The 17,824-nt window shown below is 58.0% G+C and carries 14 protein-coding genes; 9 read left to right on the top strand and 5 right to left on the bottom strand.

All coding sequences use genetic code 11. From position 1 onward, the window contains the following. The first annotated feature begins 12 nt into the window (after positions 1 to 12). The 4 genes from ACR0CG_RS20465 to dxs are packed head-to-tail and all read left to right on the top strand — an operon-like array spanning position 13 to position 3,990. The gene (locus ACR0CG_RS20465; protein WP_480527178.1) at positions 13 to 939 is read left to right on the top strand and encodes a histone deacetylase family protein; all 927 of its coding nucleotides are present in this window, start codon (positions 13 to 15) and stop codon (positions 937 to 939) included. Further along, entirely contained in the window at positions 936 to 1,178 is a 243-nt protein-coding gene (locus tag ACR0CG_RS20460; protein WP_170612539.1) for an exodeoxyribonuclease VII small subunit, read from the top strand. The genes ACR0CG_RS20465 and ACR0CG_RS20460 overlap by 4 nt, the downstream gene beginning before the upstream one ends. Beyond that, positions 1,179 to 2,045: a polyprenyl synthetase family protein gene (locus ACR0CG_RS20455; protein ID WP_480527176.1), complete on the top strand. Its 867-nt coding sequence runs from the start codon at positions 1,179 to 1,181 to the stop codon at positions 2,043 to 2,045. Between the two features lie 16 nt (positions 2,046 to 2,061). Beyond that, on the top strand, positions 2,062 to 3,990 hold the full coding sequence (gene dxs / locus ACR0CG_RS20450) for a 1-deoxy-D-xylulose-5-phosphate synthase (protein ID WP_480527174.1): 1,929 nt from the start codon (positions 2,062 to 2,064) through the stop codon (positions 3,988 to 3,990). Between the two features lie 114 nt (positions 3,991 to 4,104). Here the strand turns inward: dxs and ACR0CG_RS20445 are convergent, their stop codons facing one another. The 5 genes from ACR0CG_RS20445 to ACR0CG_RS20425 form a co-directional block, all read right to left on the bottom strand. Then, positions 4,105 to 7,338, bottom strand: coding sequence for a M10 family metallopeptidase C-terminal domain-containing protein (locus ACR0CG_RS20445; protein WP_480527173.1), 3,234 nt, complete (start codon positions 7,336 to 7,338; stop codon positions 4,105 to 4,107). Positions 7,339 to 7,640: 302 nt separating this feature from the next. Then, a complete protein-coding gene (arsB, locus tag ACR0CG_RS20440) occupies positions 7,641 to 8,663 on the bottom strand; it encodes an ACR3 family arsenite efflux transporter (protein WP_480527171.1) in 1,023 nt (340 codons plus the stop codon). After that, on the bottom strand, positions 8,660 to 9,925 hold the full coding sequence (arsJ, locus tag ACR0CG_RS20435; RefSeq protein WP_480527169.1) for an organoarsenical effux MFS transporter ArsJ: 1,266 nt from the start codon (positions 9,923 to 9,925) through the stop codon (positions 8,660 to 8,662). Before arsJ ends, arsB begins: the two co-directional genes overlap by 4 nt. Next, the gene (locus ACR0CG_RS20430) at positions 9,922 to 10,920 is read right to left on the bottom strand and encodes an ArsJ-associated glyceraldehyde-3-phosphate dehydrogenase (RefSeq protein ID WP_480527167.1); all 999 of its coding nucleotides are present in this window, start codon (positions 10,918 to 10,920) and stop codon (positions 9,922 to 9,924) included. The genes arsJ and ACR0CG_RS20430 overlap by 4 nt, the downstream gene beginning before the upstream one ends. Next, positions 10,917 to 11,750 carry an arsenate reductase/protein-tyrosine-phosphatase family protein gene (locus ACR0CG_RS20425; RefSeq protein WP_480527166.1) on the bottom strand — a complete coding sequence of 278 codons (834 nt, stop codon included), beginning with the start codon at positions 11,748 to 11,750 and terminating at the stop codon, positions 10,917 to 10,919. Before ACR0CG_RS20425 ends, ACR0CG_RS20430 begins: the two co-directional genes overlap by 4 nt. Positions 11,751 to 12,201: 451 nt before the next feature. Between ACR0CG_RS20425 and ACR0CG_RS20420 the strand changes: the two genes are divergently transcribed. From ACR0CG_RS20420 to ACR0CG_RS20400, 5 genes are all read left to right on the top strand, one after another. Further along, the gene (locus ACR0CG_RS20420; protein WP_480527164.1) at positions 12,202 to 13,218 is read left to right on the top strand and encodes a substrate-binding domain-containing protein; all 1,017 of its coding nucleotides are present in this window, start codon (positions 12,202 to 12,204) and stop codon (positions 13,216 to 13,218) included. Between the two features lie 98 nt (positions 13,219 to 13,316). Further along, the gene (locus ACR0CG_RS20415) at positions 13,317 to 14,831 is read left to right on the top strand and encodes a sugar ABC transporter ATP-binding protein (RefSeq protein ID WP_480527162.1); all 1,515 of its coding nucleotides are present in this window, start codon (positions 13,317 to 13,319) and stop codon (positions 14,829 to 14,831) included. A gap of 14 nt (positions 14,832 to 14,845) precedes the next feature. After that, positions 14,846 to 15,841 carry an ABC transporter permease gene (locus tag ACR0CG_RS20410; protein ID WP_480527160.1) on the top strand — a complete coding sequence of 332 codons (996 nt, stop codon included), beginning with the start codon at positions 14,846 to 14,848 and terminating at the stop codon, positions 15,839 to 15,841. Then, positions 15,841 to 16,821, top strand: a complete 981-nt coding sequence (locus ACR0CG_RS20405) for a sugar-binding transcriptional regulator (protein WP_480527158.1) — start codon at positions 15,841 to 15,843, stop codon at positions 16,819 to 16,821. The genes ACR0CG_RS20410 and ACR0CG_RS20405 overlap by 1 nt, the downstream gene beginning before the upstream one ends. Beyond that, positions 16,811 to 17,806: an aldo/keto reductase gene (locus ACR0CG_RS20400; RefSeq protein ID WP_480527156.1), complete on the top strand. Its 996-nt coding sequence runs from the start codon at positions 16,811 to 16,813 to the stop codon at positions 17,804 to 17,806. The genes ACR0CG_RS20405 and ACR0CG_RS20400 overlap by 11 nt, the downstream gene beginning before the upstream one ends. Positions 17,807 to 17,824 lie beyond the last annotated feature (18 nt).

Raw genomic sequence — 17,824 nt, 5'->3', positions numbered from 1 at the left:
GAAGGGATCCCCATGAAAACAGCCCTTTTGACCCACGCGGATTGCCTTGGGCATGTAACACCCGACGGGCACCCCGAACGTGTCGCACGGCTGGAGCATATTCTGCATGCGCTTGAACCCCTGGACCTGAATCGGGTGACCGCCCCATTGGCGGCGGATGACGATCTTTTGCGCATACACCCGCAAAGCTACATCAGCGACCTGCGCAAAATGCGCCCCGTCGACGGATTTGCCCAGATTGACGGGGACACGTTCCTGTCTCCGGGTTCGATCGACGCTGCCTATCGCGCCGCCGGTGCGGTTGTTCGGGCCGTGGACATGGTTTTGGGGGGAGACGCCGGAAATGCCTTCTGCGCCATCCGACCCCCGGGGCATCATGCCGAAACTGACACGGCCATGGGGTTCTGCCTGTTCGGCAATGCTGCGCTGGCGGCCAAACATGCGCTGGACCATCATGGTCTTGGCCGGGTGGCGGTGGTGGATTTTGATGTACATCACGGCAACGGTACACAGGATTTGCTTTGGGACGAGCGGCGCGCGTTGCTGATCACCAGCCAACAGATGCCATTGTGGCCCGGATCGGGTCGTCCGGATGAGACCGGCGCCTTCGAGACAATCCTGAATATTCCGCTGGCGCCCGGTACGGGTGGCCCTGAAATGCGCAGGGCCTACGAAACGCAAGCCTTTCCGCGTTTGCGTGCATTCAAGCCGGAACTGATCATTATCTCGGCCGGGTTCGACGCGCATCAGAACGATCCCCTGGCCAATCTCAACTGGTCGACCGGCGACTTCGCCTGGATCACGGCCGAACTGTGCAGGATCGCCGATGAGGTTTGCGGCGGCCGCATCGTCTCGACTCTGGAAGGCGGATATGATCTGAACGCACTGGCCGAGGCGACACGCGCCCATGTGGAAGAACTGATGAAGGCAGCACGATGACCGATACCCCAGTTGAGCAGATGACTTTCGAACAGGCGATGAAAGAGCTTGAGGCCGTGGTCGGCCAGCTGGAGCGCGGCGACGTGGCGCTGGACCAATCCATCGCGCTGTATGAGCGTGGCGCGCAGCTAAAGAAACGCTGCGAGGACGAGCTGAAGCGGGCCGAGGAAAAGGTGGCTGCGATCACTTTGGACGCCGACGGGCAGCCGACCGGGACGACCTCTGTCGAAGGTCTGTAGATGTTTCAGGACATTCTAGCGCAGGATGCCGCGCGGATTCAGCACCAGTTCGATCTGGTGCTGGGGGCGCTGGACGATCTGGATGTGACCCGGGCGATGGCCTATGCCACCGAGGGCGGAAAGCGCCTGCGCGGGTTCCTGGTACTGGAAAGCGCACGGTTACATGGAATTGACGCCGCGCAGGCGATCTGGCCCGCAACAGGGATCGAGGCGTTGCACGCTTATTCGCTCGTCCATGACGATCTGCCTTGCATGGACAACGATGATATGCGCCGAGGTCGCCCGACAGTGCACGTGAAATGGGACGAAGGCACTGCCCTTTTGACCGGCGATGCCTTGCAGACGCTGGCATTTGAGTTGTGCTCCCTACCCGAGGTCGGAACCGCCGAAGTGCGCGCGGAACTGGCCGTGACATTGGCCAAGGCGAGTGGGGCGCAGGGGATGGTGCTGGGTCAGGCGCTGGATATTGCGGCGGAAACGGCGGAAACGCCGCTGACACTGGATGAAATCACGCTCCTGCAGGCGGGCAAAACCGGCGCACTGATCGAATGGTCCGCCTGTGCGGGTGCGCGCCTGGCGCAGATCGACCCGGAGCCGATGCGCCAATATGCCCGTGCCCTTGGACTTGCCTTCCAGATTGCTGATGACATCTTGGATGTAGAAGGTGACGCCGAAAAAGCCGGTAAGCGCCTGCAAAAGGATGCGGCGGCCGGAAAGGCGACCTTTGTCTCGCTGCTGGGTCTGGACGCGGCCAAGGCTCGTGCCGTGGACCTGGCAAATCAGGCCTGTGCCGCTCTGGATGGGTATGGACCGCAGGCAGAAACCTTGAAGGACGCCGCCCGCTTCGTTATTGCCCGGGACAGCTAAGCCAGGAACGCGCAAAATGTCTGACCGCCCAAATACGCCCCTGCTGGACCTTGTGAACCGCCCTGCGGACCTCAGACGGTTCTCGGACGCGCAGTTGCATCAGGTAGCGCAGGAGCTGCGGGCTGAGACGATTTCGGCGGTTTCCGTCACCGGCGGGCATCTGGGTGCGGGATTGGGCGTGGTCGAACTGACCACGGCGTTGCATGCGGTTTTCGAAACACCGCGCGACAAGATCATCTGGGACGTCGGCCATCAGTGCTATCCGCACAAGATTTTGACCGAACGCCGCGACCGAATCCGGACCCTGCGCCAGAAAGATGGCCTGAGCGGGTTCACCAAGCGCAGCGAAAGCCCATATGACCCCTTTGGCGCGGCGCATTCCAGTACGTCGATCAGTGCGGCGCTGGGCTTTGCCGTGGCGCGCGATCTGGGCGGAGTAACACCCGAAGGTCTGGGTGACGCGATTGCCGTGATCGGCGACGGTTCGATGTCTGCGGGCATGGCCTTTGAGGCGATGAACAACGCCGGCCATCTGAAGAAACGCCTGATCGTCATTCTGAACGACAATGAGATGAGCATTGCGCCACCGGTTGGTGCGCTCTCCAACTATCTGTCGCGAATTTACGCTGAAGAACCGTTCCACGATCTGAAAGCTGCCGCCAAAGGCGCGGTCTCGCTGCTGCCGGAACCGTTCCGTGAAGGCGCAAAGCGCGCCAAGGAGATGCTGAAGGGGATGGCCGTAGGGGGCACGCTGTTCGAAGAACTGGGCTTTTCCTATGTGGGACCGATCGACGGGCATGACATGGACCAGTTGCTGCCGGTGCTGCGCACCGTCAAGGCGCGGGCAACCGGGCCGATCCTGATCCATGTGTTGACCAAGAAGGGCAAAGGTTTCGCCCCGGCCGAACAAGCCCGCGACAGGGGCCACGCGACGGCGAAATTCGATGTGGTGACGGGCGAACAGAAAAAGGCACCATCCAACGCGCCGTCTTACACTTCGGTTTTCGGCAAAACGCTTGTGGAAGAGGCCGCGCGTGACGACAAGATCGTCGCGGTCACAGCCGCAATGCCGGATGGTACGGGCCTGAACCTGTTTGCCGAACGCTACCCATCGCGCTGTTTTGACGTGGCGATTGCCGAACAACACGGGGTAACATTTGCCGCCGCACTGGCTGCAGGCGGGATGAAACCGTTCTGCGCGATGTACTCAACCTTTTTGCAGCGCGGGTATGATCAGGTTGTTCATGATGTTGCCATACAGCGGTTGCCGGTGCGATTTGCAATCGATCGCGCCGGGCTGGTGGGCGCGGATGGCGCGACGCATGCCGGTTCGTTTGACATCGCTTATCTGGCCAATCTGCCGGGCATGGTGGTGATGGCCGCCGCTGACGAGGCGGAATTGATGCATATGGTTGCGACTGCCGCAGCCCATGACGACGGCCCTATCGCGTTCCGCTATCCGCGTGGCGAAGGTGTTGGCGTTGAACTGCCGGAAAGCGGTGAAGTTCTGGAAATCGGCAAGGGACGCATGATCCGGAAGGGTGCGCGCGTGGCGTTGCTGTCGTTTGGCACGCGCCTGGCCGAGGTGGAGAAGGCGGCAGAATCCCTGACAGCCAAGGGGATTTCGCCGACTATTGCCGATGCCCGCTTTGCCAAACCGCTGGATCGGGACCTGATCCTGTCGCTGGCTGAGGATCACGAGGCCCTGATAACCATCGAAGAAGGCGCAGTCGGCGGGTTCGGCAGCCACGTTGCGCAACTGCTGTCGGACGAAGGGGTGTTCGACCACGGCCTCAGGTATCGCTCGATGGTTTTGCCTGACACGTTCATCGATCAGGCCAACCCGGCGGATATGTATGCCGAGGCCGGAATGAATGCCGAGCATATCGAAGCAAAAGTACTGGATGTGCTGGGTATCGCGACAATCGGCGAAAAACGCGCCTGATTTCAGTGGGCGGTTTTTAGGCCAGATCCCCGGTTTTTTACGCTTTCTGCAAAATGGCCGCAGTCATCTGTTTGACGGCGGCCATTCTCTTTTGTTTTGCAATCAGAACTCTGATCAGATCAGGAATGCATCTTCTTCCAGAGGATCAAAGACTTCCAGTTCATCCTCCGAATGGTGATCAAGGCTGTCACCGTGCTCTGGCTGAGTTTTCGAAATGTTTCGTGCGGCAAGTTCGCCATCTGTCTCGAAGAAAGGCTCCGTTTCTTCGGCGTCTTCGAGTTCCGCGACGAAGATCAGATTGTCCGTATCTTCCTCATCGACGGCCAGAAGCAGATCGGCGACAAATTGGTTTGCAACAGGACCCAGAGCATCGGGGTGGGCCAGTTTCGGTTGGGCAAATCCGACTGTTCCGCTGCCGTCAAAATCCCACTGGTAAAAGACTTCGACGGCGACAACATCAGGAACCGCGGCACCGCTCGTATATTGACCTGAACCATCCAGCGTCCATTCTGCATAGCTGCCATCGGTGTTTTTCCACAAAAGCCTGTAACCGCCACCAGAGGCTTCGACATGAATGGCGTTCCATCCGCTCAAGCTGCCGGGGCCCATATTCGCGCCGTTCAACGACACCGCAATGGTTCCGTTGATCATGTACATACCTTGTGTCGAAGCCCCCAGATTCGTCGAACCGACTGTTTCGATGGAGTTTATCGTGTGCCCTGTGGTGCCATCACCGTTAATGTCAGCCCCATAGAGGGTCTCAAGATCAACGACGTTGCCAACGCCGCCGCCAGAAGTGAACTGGCCCGCGCTGTCTAATGTCCATTCTGAATAGCTACCATCCGTGTTTTTCCACAAAAGCCTGTAACCACCACCAGAGGCCTCGACATGAATTGCGTTCCATCCGCTCAAACTGTCAGGGCCGATATTCGCGCCGTTCAACGAAACCGCAATGGTTCCGTTGATCATGTACATACCTTGTGTCGAAGCCCCCAGATTCGTCGACCCGGCTATTTCGATGGAGTTTACCGTGTGCCCTGTTGTGCCATCACCGTTGATGTCGGCCCCATAGAAGGTCTCAAGACTAACGACGTTGCCTACAGCACCACCACCAGTGAACTGGCCCGCACTGTCCAATGTCCATTCGGCGTAACTGCCGTCACTGTTTTTCCACAGCAAACGATACTCGCCGCCTGACGCTTCGACCTGAACGGCATCCCAGCCGGCCAGACTACCAGGTGCAATTGTCGTGCCGTTCAAGGATACCGGGGTACTGCCATTAATAAGGTAAGAGCCCTGGGTCGAGGAGGATAGGGTTGTGGACCCGTTACTCTCAATAGGCGTCACCACATGTCCGGTAGTGCCGTCATTGTTGATATCGGCTCCATAAAAGCTTTCGACGTCAATGACGTTGGCTATTGCTGTTCCGTTGATAAACGCACCCGTCCCGTCCAGCGTCCATTCGGCATAGCTTCCGTCCGAGTTTTGCCACAGGATCCGATACCCGCCACCTGACGCTTCGGCTTGGATCGCAGACCAGCCGCCCAGCGTTCCCGGAACCACCGTTGCCCCATTCAGTGTCACGGTTGCAGTTCCGCCAATGACATAGCCGTTTTGTGTGGAAGCAACCAGGTTTACGAGGCCATCGCTCTCGACTGTGGTCGAGTCATGCCCAATCAGGTTGTCGTTGTTGAAATCAACGCCATAGACGTTCTCAAGACTGACGATATTGTTGACTGCCGCTCCGCTGAGAAACTGTCCCTGGCGGTTGGTGGTCCATTCGGCGTAACTGCCGTCTGTGTTCTGCCAAAGTACGCGATAGCCGCCACCGCTGGCCTCAGTGTGAATGGCCTGCCAGCCGCCCAGCGTGTTCTGGCCGACCGCTTGTCCATTGTAGGTCAGCGCCACATTTGCGGATCCGCCATCCAGCACATAGATTCCTTGATTTGCATGTTGAAGCACCGTACCGACCGTCTCAATGTTCACGACACCCATCGCCGCTACTACCCCGGTGCTGTTAAGCGATTGCGCGCCATTCGAGAACTGAAACTGTTCCACGTCCGACGAAACAGAGAACGTTGCTCCGTTCGCGACGCTTTTGAATTCGTAGGTGCTGCCGTTCTGAATAAGCAGGTAACGGTCCATAGCGTCGACAAAACGGACCGTGTCGAAATTGCTTCCACCCGAAAACGAACCGTTGTTGCGTGTTACAATTGCCAGATCGTTTCCGGCACCACCGAGAACTGTGTCCGAGCCGGTTCCTGTAGCGACGTAGATTATGTCATTTCCATTGCCGCCAATGATTGTGTTGTCATTTGACCCGTTGGACAACGAATAAATCGTGTCATTCCCCCAGTTTCCGTTCAGAACGTTCTGCGCACTGTTTCCGACAAGCGTATCGTTTCCCGAGCCGCCGGTGGCGTTTTCGATCACAGCGCCCTGAGCGATCGTGAAACCGCCCCGAACGCCAGCGACGTTGGAGACTATTCCACCACCGGTTGCTGAGTAGTCTATCGTTGCTGCACGCAGATCGATGAGCGCGCCTGTACTACCGAGATGTTGGATCGTATCAATGCCACCTGTGTCCCAGATGGACTGATACCCTGTTCCGCTGACGTTGGCTGACGGCAGTGTATAGACGGTGTTGCCTGAGTTGTGCGTTGTATTTGCACCATAAAGTGCTTGCAGGGCTGCAATGTCCAATGCGCCCAACCCGGTCGACCCGCCATACTGCGCGTTTGAGAATAGATTACCGTTCACCTGTGTCCAACCGTCATTGTAGGACATGACAGTGTAGACGCCCTGATTCAGATTGTTTGTACCGTAGTCATTGAAGGGCGACGTCACCCCGCTCATGACAGTGGTAGACAGACCCCTGTCGTGCGGATGCCCGAGGCCTAGGGCATGGCCAATTTCATGCAAAATCGTCGTGAAGAAATAGGCACCCGGTGTGCCGTTGCCACCCGGCCCAGCCGTCCACCAGTTTGTGTTGAACGCCCCCTCTGACGGCCCATTGTGGGGGTAGTAATGGTATCCCAATGTGTTCGGGGAAAACCCCTGGCCAGTAAAGAAACTGCTCGGGGCGATATATTCAACAAGATCGGCGGCAAAGGCGTTGGCGGTTTCAACGAACTGGATGTTTGCAACCGATTCTATGACAGCCAGTGCCTGCTTGAACTCATTCTTATACGCGTTCGTCCAAAACGAAGTACCTGATTTGTCGAAGAAATCACCAAAATGATACGTAATCGTCGTGACGGTCGCCGGGTTTCCGTCACCGTAAGCTCTGTCACCTTGAATTGCGCTGAGGGGGGAGGATGACGGGGGTTGCGGCGGGAACGTAAGCATCTGAGGACCTCAAAGAAAATTTGTTTCAAAGCTGAATTCAGTTTCAAATTGTCATTTTCATGGCAATTGAAGATTGCGGATTCAAAAATATCTGAACAAATCGTTAAGTCCAGAACCTCCAAACGATGTGGGGCTGAATCGCACGTTCTGTACCCAGTATCCGAAAGCCCTGGAACTACCTAGTTTTCAGGAATTACCTTGTCTTTCATCGACTTGGCCAACCGCGTTGCGTCCGAATACTGGCCTGCTTATATTATTTGTCATCCGGCGCTTTTTTTGCGCACCTGTTCAATACTGCGACTTCAGCTTTCTGCGCGCTGTTGAACCGAAATGCGCGTCCTGTTGGCAAAAGCAACCAGTGACAGCATCACCGGAACTTCGACCAGAACCCCGACCACTGTCGCCAAGGCGGCGCCGGAATTGAGGCCGAAAAGGCTGATGGCGACGGCAACCGCCAGTTCGAAAAAATTCGAGGTTCCGATCATGGCGCAGGGTGCAGCGATGCGATGCGGAACTTTCAGCGCATAGGCCGCGCCATAGGCAAGCGCGAAGATACCATAGCTCTGAATCAGGATTGGAACAGCGATCAGCAAGATGACAAGCGGCTTCGAGAGGATCGTCTCTCCTTGCAGGCCGAAAAGGATGACGACGGTTGCGATCAGGCCCATGACCGACCACGGCTTGACACGCGCTGAAAAGGCGTCAATCGCCGCTTGCGAGCCCAGTTTGCGACGGGTGATCAGCCCGGCGATCAGGGGCAGGACCACGTACAGCACGGTTGCCAGAACCAGGGTTTGCCACGGCACCGAGATGTCCGTTACGCCCAGCAGAAAGGCAACAATTGGCGCGAAAGCCACGACCATGATGAGGTCATTTACCGACACCTGAACCAGCGTATAGGTCGCATCGCCCCGGGTCAGTTGAGACCAGACGAACACCATCGCCGTGCAGGGCGCCGCGCCAAGCAGGATAAGGCCCGCTGTGTATTGGGCGGCATCCTCGGGTTCGATCCACGGAGCAAAAACGTAATCGAAGAACAGGACCGCCAGCAGCGCCATGGTAAAGGGTTTAATCAGCCAGTTGACCGTCAGGGTAACGATCAGTCCGCGGGGCTGGCGTGCCACGCCCGCCACCGCGCCGAAATCGACGCCTACCATCATCGGATAAACCATCGCCCAGATCAGTACAGCCACCACAAGGTTGACACTGGCCACCTCGGCCGAGGCAATCAGCCCGACCAGTCCAGGCGCGGCAAGCCCGATCAGGACACCTGCGACCATGGCAAGGGCAACCCAGACGGACAGGTAGCGTTCAAAAATAGTCATGAGACAACCTCGGACGTCTGATCGATGAGTTTGCCGGATGTCAGAGCAGCAACGGCGACCATCACCGCCGCCGTTCCCAGAACCAGCGGCAGGCCTCCGACCTGATAGGTGAGGCCGGACAGGACGGTGCCGATCAGGCGGCCCGTCGCGTTGGCCATGTAATAAAACCCCACATCCATCGTGACCCGCTCCGAATGGGTGAAGGCCAGGATGAGGTAGGAGTGCAATGCGGAATTGACGGCGAAGATCGCGCCGAACGCCAGCAAGCCCAGAACCAGCGTTGCGGTCAGCCATGTCTCGGGACCCGAAGACAGCAGAACCGCCAGCGTTAGAGCCGCAGGAACGCAGAACAGGGCCACAGCCCAATTGCGTGCGGCTTGGATCAGGTCGCCCTCGCTGCGCTCTGCCGCGTGCAGTATTTTCGGCGCATTGGCCTGTACTGCCCCGTACAGGATCACCCACACAGCCATGAAGGTTCCGATCACGAAGAATGCGGCGCGGTTGCCTTGGTCAGTTCCGTCCGACAAAACCGCATAGAAATAGATCGGGATACCGACCACAAACCAGACGTCCCGCGCGCCGAACAGAAAGACGCGTGCCAACGACAGCCAGTTCACATTGGCGGATTTCGAGAAGACCTCGGAGAATTTTGCGCCTTTGCGTCCTTTGGGCAGGCCGGGCGGCATCAGAACGAAGACTGCGATCAGAATGATTGCAAGCACAATGGCCATGGCCAGCGTGGCCCACATAAAGCCCAGCGTCGCCAGCAACCCGGCCCCCAGCAGAAAACCCAACCCCTTCACCGCATTCTTCGATCCGGTGAGGATGGCGACCCAACGAAACAGCCCGTCGCCTTCGGCCGGCGCCAGCAGCTTCACAGCGGATTTTGAAGACATTTTGGCCAGATCCTTGGCGATCCCGCTCGCCCCCTGAATGATCATCACAAAGGCTACTTTGGTCGGAATGTCCCAGTTAGGGTCTAATTGCGTCAGGGCAAGCAGCGCCGCGACCTGCAAGCAAAGCCCCGCGTAAAGCGTTGATGCCAACCCGAACCGCGCCGCGACCCAGCCGGCCGCCAGGTTCGTGCCCATCCCGGCGACTTCATACAGGACGAACAGATATGCCAACTGCACCGGCGAGAACCCCATGGTATGAAAGTGCAGCAACACCAGCATACGCAAGGCTCCGTCGGTCAGCATAAAGGCCCAATAGGCCGCCGTGACCGCAATATAGGCCGACAGTCCTTCGGGTCGCTGGGTCACAGCGCGTTTCCAACCATCATTGCGACGTCCACCAGACGGTGTGCGTAACCCATTTCATTGTCGTACCACGCGTAGACCTTCACCTGCGTCCCGTTCACCACCATGGTCGACGGCGCATCGATGATCGAAGACCGTACGTCATTGGTGTAGTCGGTCGAAACCAGCGGCCGGGTTTCATAACCCAGAATACCTTTCAGCTCACCTTCGGCTGCAGATTTGAAGAATGCGTTGACTTCCTCGGCGGTGGTTTCAAGTTCCACTTCGAACACGCAATCGGTCAGCGAGGCGTTCAGCAGCGGCACCCGCACTGCATGGCCATTCAACCGCCCTTTCAGTTCCGGATAGATCAGCGTGATCGCCGTGGCCGATCCGGTGGTGGTTGGAATCAGCGAGTTCAGCGCGGACCGGGCGCGGCGCAGGTCTTTGGCGGGGCGGTCTACAATGGTCTGCGTGTTGGTCACGTCATGGATTGTCGTCATTGAACCGTGGCGGATGCCGAGGTTTTCGTGAATGACCTTCACAACCGGCGCCAAACAATTGGTGGTGCAGGAGGCCGCCGTCACGATGTGATGCGTGGCGGGGTCATAGGTGTCTTCGTTCACGCCCATGACGATATTGGCGGTGGGGCCGTCCTTGACCGGGGCCGAAACAACGACCTTCTTCACGCCCGCCTCAAAATACGGAGCCAGCTTGGCTTCGGTTTTGAATACGCCGGTGCAGTCGATCACCACATCGACACCGTCCAGTGGCAAGGCGTTCATGTCTTTGGTTCCGATGAAGGGCAGGCGCGTCCCGTTAACCGTGACGCTGTTCGCATCATGCGCAAATGTTGCGTCCCAGCGCCCGTGCACAGTGTCGAACTCCAGCAGATGCGCATGCATCGCCGGGTCGCCAACTGCGTCATTGATCCAGGCGATCCTGGCGCCCTTGTCCAGCAAAGGCTTCAGCGCCAGCTTTCCCATCCGGCCCAGGCCATTCACAGCATATGTCGTCATTTCATGTCCCCGGCGACATTCCTGCCGATGTCATCGACAGCAGATTGCAATGCGATCCGGTCGAGGCTTTCGACCGGCAACGATATAAAGGTTTCGATGCGCCGTTTGAGCGCGCCGTAAGCGTTCTGAAAGGCCAGCGCTTTTTCCGCGTCGGTGCCCTGCGCCTTGACAGGGTCGACCATGCCCCAATGGCCGCTGATCGGCTGGCCCTCCCAGGCCGGGCATTCCTCGTTGGCTGCCTGATTGCAGACGGTAAAGACAAAATCCATTTCCGGGGCGCCGGCCTCGAAGAACTCGGACATATGTTTGGAACGCAGAGCCGAAACGTCATGTCCCTTGTCCTTCAGAACCTGAACGGCGAACGGATTCAGTTCAGAGGTGGGCTGGGTTCCTGCGGAATAGACATTGAAACGATCCGGTCCAAGGGACCGCAGCAACGACTCCGCAAATATCGAGCGGGCGGAATTGCCGACACACAGAAACAATACGTTGTACTTGCGCTCGGTCTTGGCACCATCTCCTTTTGTGAAGGGCATGCAGATATCTGGCCGGCCACGGCAGCAATCGACGATCAGAAAGTCGAGCATGCGCTGCACGTTCGTCATTTCAACCGAATAGAGCAAAGAGGTTCCGGACCGCGTCTGCGACACCAGGCCCGACCGCTGCAGAGCGTTGAGGTAGTTGGACATCGTGCTGGGCTTGATGCCCAGTTCGGTTGCCAGCTCTCCTGCGGGCACAGTGTCGGGAAAACGCCGCATCAACATGCGGAAAACGGTTATCCGCTGCGGGTGCCCAAGGATCGACAACTGTTCTGTGATTCTTTCTGTCATATTTCATGAAATATTGAATTATAGATGGCGCGTCAATCGGGCGAAGGCTGTTTTTGGATATTCTTCAGGGACAGAAAAACTACATTTCCGCGTATGCGAAGCAGATCTGGATCCGATCTTCCAGCCAGTTTTCCGGAAGACTTCGCTCGTCTGGTTTTACTCTCAATTTAGTCGAGCACGTCAGCTCCGCAGGAGTATAGCTTTGGCAGTGGGTACAAGACTGCCGAGAGCGACCGATCCGCGCGTGCCCATTCAATTTTAGCTATCCAGAACACTTAAACGAAATAAATTTCACCACAGAAAATTTTTGTCAAAAATTATTGACGCCACCGGTGTATCACCCTTAGACAGGGAGTGTGCAATAAACATCACACGCAGAAATTTCTTGCACAGTTGGTGCTGAACGAACAATGCGCCGCAGTCGCAGGAGCATTCTGCAGGGAGGAAACCAATGAACATCAAGAAGGCAAACAGTATTATTGCGTCTGCCGCGTTGGCGGTTGCCGGGATTTCTGCCGCGCCAGCGCAGGCCGAAAGCATCATGTGCGAACCCGATGAGACATACATCATGAACGTGATGGTCTCGGGTCATCCCTATTGGGTACCGGTATACCAGGGCTTCAAACAGGCTGCCGAGGCGTTTGGTTGCAAAACCGTGTTCTCAGGCACGCCGGATTACGACATCACCAAGCAGATCGCCTCGTTCGAGCAGGATCTGGTGAAGCAGCCCGCAGGTGTTCTGTTGCACCCGATGCAGTCCGACCCGTTCATCGAGCCGATCAATCGCGCTGTCGACAATGGCACCGAGATCGTCACCTTTGCCGCCGACAGCCCAAGCTCAAAGCGCACCGGCTATATCACCTCGGACAACCATGCCGAGGCGAAGTTCGCGGCAGAAGAGATCGTCAAACAAGTAGGTGACAGCGCCGAATACGCGGTTCTCGAGAATCCGGGACAGTCAAACCACGATCTGCGCGTCACGTCGCTGATTGCATACATGGAAGACAATTATCCGAACATGAAACTGGTCGGACGTCAGGCCACGAACCAGGACAGCAATGCGGCCTATCGCGCGACAGCCTCGATCATTCAGGCCAATCCGAATGTGGCGGCGATCTGGATTCCCGAAGCGGGTTCTGCCGAAGGTGCGGTTGCGGCGAAACTGGAAGCCGGCTCGGACCTTCTGATCATGCACGCGGATGTGACGCCCACCACGTTGGAACACATCCGAGCGGGCAACATCCATATGTCGCTGAACCCAAACCAGGGTGTACAGGGCTTCATGGGCTTCATGGCGGTGCATCTGGCAAACCGGTCGGACATTTTCGATCCGTTCAACGATTGGCGGACCAGCGGTTTCAACCCGGTTCAGATTCCGTTCGTGGACAATGGCTTTGCAGTCATCACCCAGGACAATGCGGACAGCTTTGACCTGAACGTCTACATGGAAGGCCGCGATCCGGCCTGATCCGAGTACTCCCCGACGAGCCGCCCGCGCAGTTCCAAATCAGTTCGCGGGCGGTTCAGGACATCAACCAAAAATGAGACACCCGAACAGGTGGTGCAATGCAAGACGATGTGATCCTTCGGATATCGAACCTCAGCAAGTCTTTTGGCCCGGTCAAAGCACTGCGCGGGATCGACTTTGAACTCCGCAAAGGAGAAATCCACGCGATTGCAGGGGAAAACGGTGCAGGAAAATCGACACTGATGAACGTGATCGACGGGATTTTGCAACCGGACAGCGGTCAGATCGTTCTCGACGGCAAGCCGGTCAAAATCTCGTCACCCACGATGGCGCAGCAACTGGGTATCGGCTTTGTCCATCAGGAGATCGCTCTGTGCCCGGATGTGTCGGTGGCCGAGAACATCTTCATGGCCAAAACCAATATCAGCCGGTCATGGCTGATGGATTATAAGAAACTGGAGCGTGATGCGGTCGATGTGTTTCGCCAACTCAGCGACATCGATCCTTCGATTCTGGTTAAGAAACTTTCGATCTCCAACCAGCAACTGGTTGAGATTGCAAAGGCCCTGACGCTGGATTGCCGCATTCTGATCCTTGACGAGCCCACAGCCGCACTCACGGAATCCGAGGCTCGGACCCTGTTCGGGATCATGCGCAATCTGGCGGATCAGGGGATTTCCATCATCTATATCTCGCATCGAATGGTTGAGATCTTTGACAACTGCGACCGGGTTTCGGTGTTCCGGGATGGCCAGCACATCGTCACGCGGAATGTGGCCGACATACAGCCCGGTGACGTGGTGAATGCAATGGTCGGACGGGTGATCGATGACCTGTACCCCAAGAAGCAGGGTACCCCGTCAGACGAGGTGATCCTGGACGTGCGCAACCTGACCGAGGCGGCGCGATTCCGTGATGTATCGTTCACCCTGAACAAGGGTGAGATCCTGGGCATTGCAGGACTTATCGGTGCGGGCCGCAGCGAGATCGCAAGGGCAATCTGCAAGCTGGAAGGGGATGCGTCCGGGCAGGTTTGGCTGAATGGCGAAGAACTCAGGTTGCGCAACTATCAGGACAGTATCGCCAAGGGGATGGTGTACCTGTCCGAGGACCGCAAAGGCGATGGAGTTTTCCTTGAACTGCCAATCGCCGCCAACGTCTCGGCCCTGAAGCCTGAACAGGTGGCCAACGGACTTGGCCTGATCCAGCCCGCAGCGGAAACGGGCCAAGCCGAAGCGCTCGGGCGCAAGCTGAACCTGAAATGCGGATCGTTGAGCGACCCGGTGTCCTCGCTTTCGGGCGGAAATCAGCAAAAAGTGGCGCTTGCCAAGATGCTTTCGGTCAACCCGCGTCTGATCTTTCTGGATGAACCAACCCGCGGTGTCGACGTTGGCGCGAAGTCTGAAATCCACCGCATTCTGCGTGACCTGGCGAATGAGGGCGTGGGGATCGTCGTGATTTCTTCGGAATTGCCCGAACTGATTGGTGTCTGCGACCGCGTGCTGGTTGTGCGTGAAGGGCGCATCAGCGGACAGGTCACAGGCGACGAAATGACGGAAGAAAACATCATGCATCTGGCTTCCATTGCGGAAGTGCAGGCTTCGGTCGCATGAGCGGAGGGACGAATATGGACAACACGGTGAACCTGACCCAAGCGGGACCCGCCGAAAGCATACCGCCGCTGAAACGCCTGTTTCAAATGCGCGAAACGGGGTTGATTGTCATCATTCTGGCGTTGTTTTTGATCATGTCCTTCGCCTCCCCCTATTTCCTGACCTGGGCCAATATGCGGGCGATGTCGATGGCCTTTGCGGTGGACGGACTGCTGGTGATCGGCATGACAATCCTGCTGATCTCGGGGGGGATCGACCTGTCGGTCGGTTCGGTCACGGCGCTGGCCATGGTGATCGCCGGGTGGCTTTTCCTGAGCGGGGTGAACCCGTGGGTAGCCTCGGCTATGGCGATCGCGCTGTGTACGGCCATCGGGGCCTTCATGGGGTTCTTCGTAACCCGCGTTGGGCTGCATCATTTCATCGTATCACTGGCGATCATGGTAATTGCGCGGGGGGCTTGCCTGTTGTTCACCGGTGGACGGCCGCTGGGGCTGTATACTCTGCCGCCCGAATTCAAATTCATCGGACAGGGATCGGTCGGGCCGATCCCGATAGTGATCATCATTTTCCTTGTCTTCGTGATCGCCTTTGATTTCATGCTGCGGCGCACGACCATGTTCCGGAAGGTGTTCTATACCGGTTCCAACGAAAAGGCCGCGGCCTATTCGGGCATCCGCACGAAGAAGGTGATCTTTCTGACCACCACGTTGTGTTCAACGCTCTGTGGCGTGGCGGGTATCATCTACATGGCCCGGTTCGGCTCGGCGCAGCCGACGTTCGGGTTGGGGCTGGAACTGACCATCATCGCCGCTGCCGTGATCGGCGGGGCCAGTCTGAATGGCGGCTCGGGGTCGATCCTTGGCGCAATCCTCGGCGTCATCCTGTTGTCGCTGGTGTCCAGTTCGCTGGCGCTGCTGGACGTGTCGGTCTACTGGCAGGACATCATCCGTGGGTCGATCCTGCTGGCGGCGGTCACCATCGACCACTACCTGAACAAGAGGCGCGGGTGATGGTGGACAAGAAGAAAGACTTCGAACTGATCCGGCAGATCCACACCGTTCTGGTCCTGCATTACCTGGAAGGTCAGAAGCAGGCCGATATTGCCCGGACGCTGAACCTGTCGAACTCGAAGGTCAATCGCCTGATCACACAGGGCCGCAATATGGGCATGGTAAAGATTGACATCGAAAGCCCGTTCGAGACGTTGATGGATATCGAACGTGATCTGGCCCGGTCGACCGGTCTGAGCGACGCCATTGTCACCCCGTCGGTCGCCGGCAGCGCCGAGACGACCCTGCAGCAGGTCGGCCGCGCTGCCGCCAATCATCTGGTTGAAACCCTGCGGGATGGGGATGTCATCGCAATCACCGGCGGCAAGGCCGTCAGTGCAACAGTCGAGGCGCTGGAACCCGAGCGTGATTTTGACGTGACCGTTGTACCGCTGACGGGGGGTATTCAGGGCAAGTACTACACGGACGTTAACCATCTGGCGACGCAGATGGCAGACCGGTTGGGCGGCAAAACCATGCTGTTGCACGCACCGCTGTTCGCCGAAAGCCGTGAACAGCGCGACATGCTGGAGCAGGTCTCCTCGATCCGCGAGGTACTGGACCTGGCCCGCCGGGCAGATGTCGCTCTGGTCGGGGTCGGATCGATCGAGCCGGAAGGCTCCAGCTATTACGACCTGCACCCTGTGCCCGAGGCGGATCGCAAGATGCTGGTGGGCATGGGCGTGATCGGAGAGCTCCTGGCCCATCTCATCCATATCGACGGGTCGGTGTCGAACTATGCACTGAACTCACGATTGGTGTCGGTTTCACCATCCGATCTGGCGCAGTGCTCGCGCGTGATCGGGGTCAGTGCAGGGGCGCAGAAAGTGCAGCCAATCAAGGCAGTGCTGAACGGAAAGTTTCTCAACTCGCTGATCCTGGACGAAGATACAGCGACCGCAGTCATACAGGAAATGGAAGGAACACGGGATGTCGCATGAGATGCTGACACGGGAAATCGGAACGTCTGGGATCGAAGCGTCGGTCATCGGGCTGGGCACATGGGCCATCGGTGGCTGGATGTGGGGCGGCACGGACGAGGCTAAGTCCATTGCGGCAATTCAGGCCTCGGTCGATGCGGGGGTGACGCTGATCGACACGGCCCCCGCTTATGGTCAGGGCATCGCTGAAGACATTGTGGGAAAGGCGCTAAAGGGTCGGCGCGACAAGGTCGTGCTGGCCACGAAATGCGGGCTGGTCTGGCATACGCAAAAGGGAAACCACTTCTTCGACTATGACGGCAAGCCGGTGCATCGCTATCTGGGCAAGGACGCGATCATCCATGAGGTTGAGCAGAGCCTGACCCGCCTGGGCACCGACTACATCGACCACTACATCACCCACTGGCAGGACCCGACCACACCCATTGCCGAGACGATGGAGGCGCTGGAAACCCTGAAACAGCAAGGCAAGATCCGCTCGATCGGGGCCAGCAACACCTCGGTCGACGAGGTACGGGCCTATGTGGCCGCGGGGCAGTTGGACGCCATCCAGGAAGAATACTCGATGGTCAAGCGCGACATCGAAGGCACTTTGCTGCCGGTGTGCCGTGAGAATGGCGTATCCGTGCTCAGCTATTCCTCGCTGGCACTGGGGTTGCTCAGCGGCAAGATCGGTCCGGATCGTGTGTTCAACGGCGATGATCAGCGCAAGGACAACCCGCGCTTTTCCATGGCGAACCGCCAGAAAGTGGCGGACTTGATGGCGACCATCGCACCGATTGCCGAAGGGCATGACGCGACGCTGGCACAGACTGTCATCGCATGGACGGTACAGCAGCCGGGGATCACCTTCTCACTTTGCGGTGCGCGGGAAGCGGCGCAGGCAGTCGAGAATGCGAAGGCAGGGCGGCTGCGCCTGACCGAAGCCGAGATCGCCGAGATCGACACCCAAGCCCGCGCGCATCTGAGCGATCTGGACAGCTGAACCATCGAAGCCTTCGCG

This window comes from Ruegeria sp. AB8 (assembly GCF_056542605.1).
Note: the sequence above shows the minus strand (reverse complement) of the source record. Positions and strands in the feature narration are given on the sequence as shown.

Bases quoted from the DNA above. Each gene is read 5' to 3' on its own strand.
- ACR0CG_RS20465 (WP_480527178.1), top strand. From the start codon at position 13: ATGAAAACAGCCCTTTTGACCCACGCGGATTGCCTTGGGCATGTAACA.
- ACR0CG_RS20460 (WP_170612539.1), top strand. From the start codon at position 936: ATGACCGATACCCCAGTTGAGCAGATGACTTTCGAACAGGCGATGAAA.
- ACR0CG_RS20455 (WP_480527176.1), top strand. From the start codon at position 1,179: ATGTTTCAGGACATTCTAGCGCAGGATGCCGCGCGGATTCAGCACCAG.
- dxs (WP_480527174.1), top strand. From the start codon at position 2,062: ATGTCTGACCGCCCAAATACGCCCCTGCTGGACCTTGTGAACCGCCCT.
- ACR0CG_RS20445 (WP_480527173.1), bottom strand. From the start codon at position 7,338: ATGCTTACGTTCCCGCCGCAACCCCCGTCATCCTCCCCCCTCAGCGCA.
- arsB (WP_480527171.1), bottom strand. From the start codon at position 8,663: ATGACTATTTTTGAACGCTACCTGTCCGTCTGGGTTGCCCTTGCCATG.
- ACR0CG_RS20430 (WP_480527167.1), bottom strand. From the start codon at position 10,920: ATGACGACATATGCTGTGAATGGCCTGGGCCGGATGGGAAAGCTGGCG.
- ACR0CG_RS20425 (WP_480527166.1), bottom strand. From the start codon at position 11,750: ATGACAGAAAGAATCACAGAACAGTTGTCGATCCTTGGGCACCCGCAG.
- ACR0CG_RS20420 (WP_480527164.1), top strand. From the start codon at position 12,202: ATGAACATCAAGAAGGCAAACAGTATTATTGCGTCTGCCGCGTTGGCG.
- ACR0CG_RS20415 (WP_480527162.1), top strand. From the start codon at position 13,317: ATGCAAGACGATGTGATCCTTCGGATATCGAACCTCAGCAAGTCTTTT.
- ACR0CG_RS20410 (WP_480527160.1), top strand. From the start codon at position 14,846: ATGGACAACACGGTGAACCTGACCCAAGCGGGACCCGCCGAAAGCATA.
- ACR0CG_RS20405 (WP_480527158.1), top strand. From the start codon at position 15,841: ATGGTGGACAAGAAGAAAGACTTCGAACTGATCCGGCAGATCCACACC.
- ACR0CG_RS20400 (WP_480527156.1), top strand. From the start codon at position 16,811: ATGTCGCATGAGATGCTGACACGGGAAATCGGAACGTCTGGGATCGAA.